1 protein-coding gene is annotated in these 1,042 nt (G+C 75.7%); it reads right to left on the bottom strand.

Annotated features, from left to right (window positions below; genetic code table 11):
- Positions 1-1,042 (bottom strand): PLP-dependent aminotransferase family protein (locus G3I65_RS08980; RefSeq protein ID WP_160695679.1); only part of this gene is annotated, 1,042 nt, incomplete at both ends.

The following is a 1,042-nucleotide window of genomic DNA, read 5'->3' as shown; positions in this document are numbered from 1 at the left end:
CCGCCGCTTCGCGCAGCAACCGGGCGGCCTCGCCGACAGCGTTGTCGGCGAGGTTGCCGTAACCGAGGACGAGCGCGGGCTCACCGGGCGCGACGCGGTAGTCGTCGAGATCGGCCACCTTGACGCCCTTCGCCCGCGCCGCTCGCACAACGGCGTCGGCCGCCCGGTCGAGGTGCAGGACGAGGTGGAGCCCGGCCGCCGCGCCGGAGAGCCGGGCGGGCGCGAGCGCCTCGACGAGCAGGTCGCGCCGGGCGCGGTACCGCAGCCGTGCGGCCCGGAGGTGCCGGTCGTAGCCGCCGCTCCCGACGAACCCGGCGAGCGCCAGCTGGTCGACCACGGGCGGCGCGTGCCCCGAGATGGTCCACTGTGGAGGGACGACGGCCCAGCCGAGCCCGAGTGCCGGGCTGAGCGTCTTGCTGACCGAGCCGAAGAGGGCGACCCGGCCCGGATCGGTGCCCTGCACGGTGCCCACGGGCCGCCGGTCGTACCGGAACTCGGCGTCGTAGTCGTCCTCGAGGATCAGCCCGTCGGTTTCCCTTGCCCAGGCGAGGAGTTCGGCACGTCTGCGCGGCGAAAGCACGACACCGGTGGGGAACTGGTGTGCCGGGGTGACGAGCACCGCCCGCGTCCCGCGCGGGATCCGCCCGACGTCGATGCCTTCTTCGCCGACCGGGACCGGATCGATCGCCATCCCGGCGGCCGCGGCGGCGCGGTGCAACCGCGTCCAGCCGGGATCTTCGACGGCCAGCCGCGTGATGCCCGTTTCGCGCAGCGCGCGGCAAACGCGGGTCACGCCGTCGGTGACACCGGCGCAGACCACGACATCTGCCGTCTCGGCGCCGCGGACCCGCCGCAGGTAGTCGCTCAGCACCTTCCGCAGCCGGGGGTGGCCGCCCGGCTCGGGCAGGCCGAAGTCGGTGTGCGGCACGGTCGTGAGCACCTCGCGAACCGCGTCCGCCCACCGCTGTCGCGGGAAGTGCCGCAGGTCGGGCAGCCCGGGGGCGAGGTCGTACCGCGGCGGCGCCGGCCGGGCCGGTGGCCG

Origin of the sequence: Amycolatopsis sp. SID8362, from assembly GCF_010550475.1 — a bacterium.
Lineage (GTDB): Bacteria > Actinomycetota > Actinomycetes > Mycobacteriales > Pseudonocardiaceae > Amycolatopsis > Amycolatopsis eburnea.
Note: the sequence above shows the minus strand (reverse complement) of the source record. Positions and strands in the feature narration are given on the sequence as shown.